This window comes from Ferroplasma sp. Type II, from assembly GCF_000496155.1.
The window spans coordinates 1-5,323 of the sequence record NZ_KI542789.1 but is presented as its reverse complement, the minus strand read 5'-3'; the positions used below and the strand labels follow the sequence as shown (position 1 = coordinate 5,323).

General features: G+C 35.4%; 6 protein-coding genes. 1 reads left to right on the top strand and 5 read right to left on the bottom strand.

The annotated features are described in order from the left end of the window. Window positions 1–258 precede the first annotated feature (258 nt). The 4 genes from AMDU4_RS11440 to AMDU4_RS11425 form a co-directional block, all read right to left on the bottom strand. Window positions 259–1,104 carry an ATP-binding protein gene (locus tag AMDU4_RS11440; RefSeq protein WP_290705215.1) on the bottom strand — a complete coding sequence of 282 codons (846 nt, stop codon included), beginning with the start codon at window positions 1,102–1,104 and terminating at the stop codon, window positions 259–261. Continuing rightward, a complete protein-coding gene (locus AMDU4_RS11435; protein ID WP_290705212.1) occupies window positions 1,037–1,522 on the bottom strand; it encodes an AAA family ATPase in 486 nt (161 codons plus the stop codon). The genes AMDU4_RS11440 and AMDU4_RS11435 overlap by 68 nt, the downstream gene beginning before the upstream one ends. A gap of 11 nt (window positions 1,523–1,533) precedes the next feature. Continuing rightward, a complete protein-coding gene (locus tag AMDU4_RS11430; protein ID WP_021788126.1) occupies window positions 1,534–1,716 on the bottom strand; it encodes a hypothetical protein in 183 nt (60 codons plus the stop codon). Window positions 1,717–1,991: 275 nt separating this feature from the next. Further along, the gene (locus tag AMDU4_RS11425; RefSeq protein ID WP_021788125.1) at window positions 1,992–2,693 is read right to left on the bottom strand and encodes a helix-turn-helix transcriptional regulator; all 702 of its coding nucleotides are present in this window, start codon (window positions 2,691–2,693) and stop codon (window positions 1,992–1,994) included. 95 nt (window positions 2,694–2,788) lie between these two features. Between AMDU4_RS11425 and AMDU4_RS11420 the strand changes: the two genes are divergently transcribed. Continuing rightward, on the top strand, window positions 2,789–3,970 hold the full coding sequence (locus AMDU4_RS11420; protein ID WP_021788124.1) for an MFS transporter: 1,182 nt from the start codon (window positions 2,789–2,791) through the stop codon (window positions 3,968–3,970). Window positions 3,971–4,300: 330 nt separating this feature from the next. On the opposite strand, the gene AMDU4_RS11415 is transcribed toward AMDU4_RS11420, so the two are convergent. Next, on the bottom strand, window positions 4,301–5,077 hold the full coding sequence (locus AMDU4_RS11415) for a hypothetical protein (RefSeq protein ID WP_021788122.1): 777 nt from the start codon (window positions 5,075–5,077) through the stop codon (window positions 4,301–4,303). Window positions 5,078–5,323: the final 246 nt, after the last annotated feature.

Sequence of the window (5,323 nt, the reverse complement as noted above, 5' to 3'; positions counted from 1 at the left end):
ACAGTTTATCCAGAGGTATTATTTGAATGCTTTGTTGATTTTTTCCGAATAGGAATTTTAGTAATCTTATAGGCATGCCTTTGGTTTAAAGAATATTGAGATTTTTATTTGATACAATTATATCAAAATGTTTTAATTTCCAAATTATCAACGAAAATTTGCCAATGTCGCATTCACAAAAAAATAAATGAAGGTATCTGCAGCTTTCCCATAGTGATACACTCCAAACATCCTCTTTCTTTTTATTTCTAGTTTTTATTAATGAACGTTCTCCATCAACCATCTCCACACAGGCTTGACTTCAATTTTCAGTCCGTTCCTGAATATCTCACGTTCCTGATCCATTGTTAGTATCAGAAACCTGTTTGCATCAATTTCACCCGAAGCTCTCTCCAGTCCTCTTATCTCTCGTTCTATGTTTTGATCATTTAGTTCGAAAGAGACCTGGATGAGTTCGCGATCTACTGGAAGAACAAAATCAACTTCAGTATTGCTCTCATGTCTGTAGTAATAGAACTCCGTGCCGCTCCGTTTAAGCTCTACTGCAATAAGATTTTCAAGCAATGCACCATTATTCTTGTAGAAGTTTGGTACATTTCTCAATATGATTCCATTATCAATGCAGTACACTTTCCTTGGACTTTTTCCGGCTCTTTTCAGCTTCCGATCAAACCTTTTAACCTCAAAGATTATATATGTTTCTTGGAGGTAGTCCATGTACTTTTTTACGGTGTTTTCGCTTTTGACACTCAAGTTTCGCGTGATAGAACGATATGTGATTTCGTTTGATACATTTGACATGAGGAATCTCAAAATATCCCTAATCTCTGGGAACTTCCTTATATTGTACCTGTTCATCACATCATTCTGGATTATGTCATTTATTGGCTGAGTCAAGACTGAATTACTTCCAGAAACAACTGAATCAGGCATTCCTCCGGATAAGTAGTACTCGTTGAACAATTTACCAGCCGTTGCTTTCCACTGGGGAGAATAGTTGTTTTTCGGTAAATCTATGCTCCTTGCCCGTAGGAATTCAAGAAATGAGAAAGGATAGAGCTCCATGTCCACATGTCTTCCAGTCAAGTGAGTTCCAAGCTCCATGCTCAAGTGACTTTGAATTTGACCCTGTGATAAATACCCTGTATCCCTCCCGAAGAAGTCTATTGATGAACAGTTCCCAGCCTTTGACATTCTGGATCTCGTCAAAGAACACATTTCTCATGTCCCCAAACAACTCCATAAAAGTTTCCATCAGTACCTGAAAATCTTCCACCTCAAATCCTGATATTCGTTCATCGTCAAAATTGAAATAGAAAAAAGAATCCCGGAACCTGGTGTTGATAATCTGCTTCAGCATTGTGCTCTTGCCACACCTCCTGATACCTTTGATGATGAATGCGGAGGAACCGTTGTAACTTAATCCAAGGTCAAAAGCATCCCTTGGGACAATGTGATCTAATCTCTCGATTTCAGTCAGTTGATCCTGTATCACTGTTCGCATAAGCGATTTTTGAATCATGCGCATTATGTTCAGCAAATATTAAGGGATAACAGCCATTTGGATTCTAAAAATAGCATCTTTAATGTGTTTACTGTTTTATTGCTTAATTTATCCATGTCTATCTTAGTTTTTATAATTGTTATTTTCTGGTTTTTCCTTTTTTCTTTGGTAATCTTTAAAGAATATTTTTTTGCCTTCTCTTCAGATATCATGGAAATGATAGTATATAATGCATCCCTACAGAAGCATTACTAATCTTTGAACTTGGTAATTTATGATAAATATTTAAAAATTAATATTATTTAGAACGTTTTAAAAATTCCACCACGGGCAACTTCTGAAAATATTTAATTAATTTATTATTTATTGAATAAATGTATATTTCTCCCAGAGAATTCATCGATGTTGTTAACTCAGTGGTGTTCTTTCTGATTGAATTGTAAGGAATAATTAAAAAGAATCGAATTAAAGTTTGGAATTTAGTATTTCATACCTCAATCCAATCCTTTATGGGTTTTATGACAGTTATGATTCTTGAATTTTCATGTAGAGAAATGAACCCTCCTCCAATAAGTGCCTTCATGACTTCTGAACCCAGGGAACCTCCCAGATGAAATTCTTTTTCTGTTAGGTCTCTGCATCCATATGCAAAAATTCTTCCATGTCTCCTTTTTACAGGAATCTTAACGCCAAGCCTCATCATAATTATTTCGCCCTTATCAGTTAGATCAAATTCGGGTTTGTCATTTACCTGTTTAAGCCATTTTTTCAGTAAAAATGTTTTCAGAAGCATTACACCATCATGTCCTGCCAGATGGTCATAGCACCTTCTGCATTTAGAAAAGGATGCATTGTTATTTGATTTTTTTGTTGTTTCAGGCATTTTGTGATTTCCAGCCATATCGTCTAAATATGTCGTTAAAAACTCAACCCGTTCCGGAATAAGCTTATAAAATACCTCTCTGCCATATGGAAATTCATTAACAAAGCCATATTCAGATAGTATATTCAAATGAGTAGACACCGATGGCTGTGAGCTGTTTAATAATTCTGAAATGCCGTTTACTGTTTTACTTCCCCCTGAAAGAATTCTTATTATTTCTAGTCTTATTGGGCTGGAAAGGCAGTAGAATAATCTGTCCATGGGTATCTCTGGAGTTAGTCCTAAATTTTTATAAGAATTGGACATCTTTTCGTATATTCGAATTTATAAATATACTTTACCATGTATAAGATTTTCATTATGAATAACGTATTTTAATTTGCCATTAACAATTAATTCCCATGGAAATTAAGAAAAACAATTCAGGGAATTCATGGATTAATGCCGGAAGTGTAATTATTGTTCTTCTTTTGTTTTCTATAATGGCAGCGTCAAATGTTACGGCACCAATTTATGAACTTTATGCATTGAAATACCACTTTGGCCCATTTATTATTACCGATATTTTTGCAATATATGTTTTGATGTTAATTCCCTCGCTCCTCTTCTGGGGTCAGTACTCTGATAAACATGGCAGAAAATTGCCCATTGCCATTGGTGTTATTATGGAATTAATTGGATTATTATCCTTTCTGTTTGCCAGAAATGTATATATGCTTTTCCTTGCACGTGCATTTATGGGCCTTGCAAGTGGAGCCATAGCGGGGCCGGGCAGTGCATTATTATTTAATTATAACAGGAAGGCTGGTGCCGTGCTGACATCCATAGGAACCTCTGCAGGAACTGCCACAGGTCCTTTAATAGGTGGAATAATGGCACAGTATTTACCATACCCATTTAGGCTGGTTTATTTGCTTTCTATTATTTTAGTTCTATTACCTGCTATGGCAATTTATCCAATAAAGGATATCTCAACAAAAAATCCAAAATTGATTCTGCATTTTCCCTCGATAGATAGAGAAGTTATAAGGCCATTCCTGTTAAGTTCATTCGTTGCATTTGGTGCATGGTCAATTACAGCATTCTTTATGTCCCTCGCTCCTGTTTACATAATAAAACTTTCAGGCTTAAATAGCATTGCCATAGGTGGCATTATTGTATTTCTGATGCTGGGCATAGCATCCATTTTTCAGATCATTTCCTTGAAATTCAAAATTCAAAATTCAATGTTTTCTGGTATGGTTTTTATTATATTCGCAATTGTATTCATACTTATTGCAATTATTAGAAATTCTCTCTATATATTTATTGCAGGAACTTTGCTGGCAGGAATAGGCCAGGGTTTCGCATTTACAGGTGCAACAAGGGAGATCAAGGCAATTGCTCCACCAGAAAAAACAGGTGATATGCTTGCCAATTATTACATTATCATATACACTGGAGTTGGGCTTCCAGTAATTCTCCTGGGTTTATTAGATAAAATAATCGGGCTTTTACAGGGCATCATATTCTATGGACTCGCTTTCATTGCATTTTCAATGGTTATTGGATTTTTACTCATCATGGAAGATTTTAAAGATTAATAGAAATTTATTTTTCGTGCATTACCCAATTTAATTTTTTCATTTTTTCCAACCTTTCTGCTTCCATCATCCCATTCGGGGCAGTTTCTTTCTTATATTAACAGGCATTTTCTCTTCAATATTGAATTCACAGAATGTGAATGCTTCAGTGTACTGACCTGAACTGACTGCACCATAAGTATAAGACACTGAATAGAGTTCCATTCCACAGTTAAACACTCTACAACCATGGTATACAAACGACCTTGGCATTCTATAACCGGAGCTTGTTTCATAGCACTGCCTTATTGTATGGTTTTTAGACACGATTTATTACATGAAAATTTTAACTCATTGTATACCGTGGGCGAGCATCATTCCAAAGTAGTTTTCAACATAATGGTAATCAAGGGTAATATGCATTCCAGAATTTTTTAAAAATCCATTCAGTATAACCATATTCCAGTAGCTGTCAGGCTTTGCTTCCACAACCATGCCCTGATCCATGTTTTCTATTCCCGACAAAGAGCCTCTTTGAAAATATCCCTTAATTTTATTCTCATATAGTTTCGCATATTCTGAATAACCATATGGCCCAGATTTGCTATGGGTATGGGCCTGGTCAGCACTGAATATAACACTTATTTTGACATTCATGCTATCAACAGTATTCCATATATTCCTGCCGAGCCTCATAAGTTTCTCAGGATCAGATATTCTTGGCTGGGATATTATACTGATTTTTTGTTTTTCAAAGAATGTTAATGGAATTATTGTTCCGAAATCTTCGGGAAATACAGAAAGCGGGCCGGAGGATGTGGCAAAATTCACGGTTACCATTTCCCTGCCAAATTCAGCTGCTATGTTTCTAACGATTTCCTTGTTAGTCTTATGGTCACTGACCAATCTGACTGTTTTTGTTGAATATTCACCATGAAGATTTTCAGTGTTGATTATTGGTATCCCGCTAGAAAGTGTCATTCCATGAGGGGTCAGAACTATTATTGAATCTGAATTGTCTCCCCTGGTTACTTCTATTATTTTATCACGAAGTTCCCTGCTTTTCTGATTAGGCACATCTATTATCTCATCACCATGTGGAATTACGTAAAGTCGTTCTAATGCCATGTTTTAAAATAGCAAAATCACTAATAAATATAACCAAAATGTTCATCTTATATGAAAAAGATTTTAAAAATAATATCCTTCTACTCTAAAAAATTATTTAGATTTATGGGAATACTTCCGGCAAATGGTTAATAAAATTCATTACACCAAATCCTTTCATATATCGATCCTTCCCGGGTCAAAATACTTTTAAAGAGACATAGTTCATTTATTGGCAGCATTCCTTCTCCCGTGGGAACCGGGAAT

What these genes read in the sequence shown, in the direction of transcription:
- AMDU4_RS11430 (WP_021788126.1), bottom strand. Translation starts at nt 1,716, where the DNA reads ATGATATCTGAAGAGAAGGCAAAAAAATATTCTTTAAAGATTACCAAA.
- AMDU4_RS11420 (WP_021788124.1), top strand. Translation starts at nt 2,789, where the DNA reads ATGGAAATTAAGAAAAACAATTCAGGGAATTCATGGATTAATGCCGGA.
- AMDU4_RS11435 (WP_290705212.1), bottom strand. Translation starts at nt 1,522, where the DNA reads ATGATTCAAAAATCGCTTATGCGAACAGTGATACAGGATCAACTGACT.
- AMDU4_RS11425 (WP_021788125.1), bottom strand. Translation starts at nt 2,693, where the DNA reads ATGTCCAATTCTTATAAAAATTTAGGACTAACTCCAGAGATACCCATG.
- AMDU4_RS11415 (WP_021788122.1), bottom strand. Translation starts at nt 5,077, where the DNA reads ATGGCATTAGAACGACTTTACGTAATTCCACATGGTGATGAGATAATA.
- AMDU4_RS11440 (WP_290705215.1), bottom strand. Translation starts at nt 1,104, where the DNA reads ATGGAGCTTGGAACTCACTTGACTGGAAGACATGTGGACATGGAGCTC.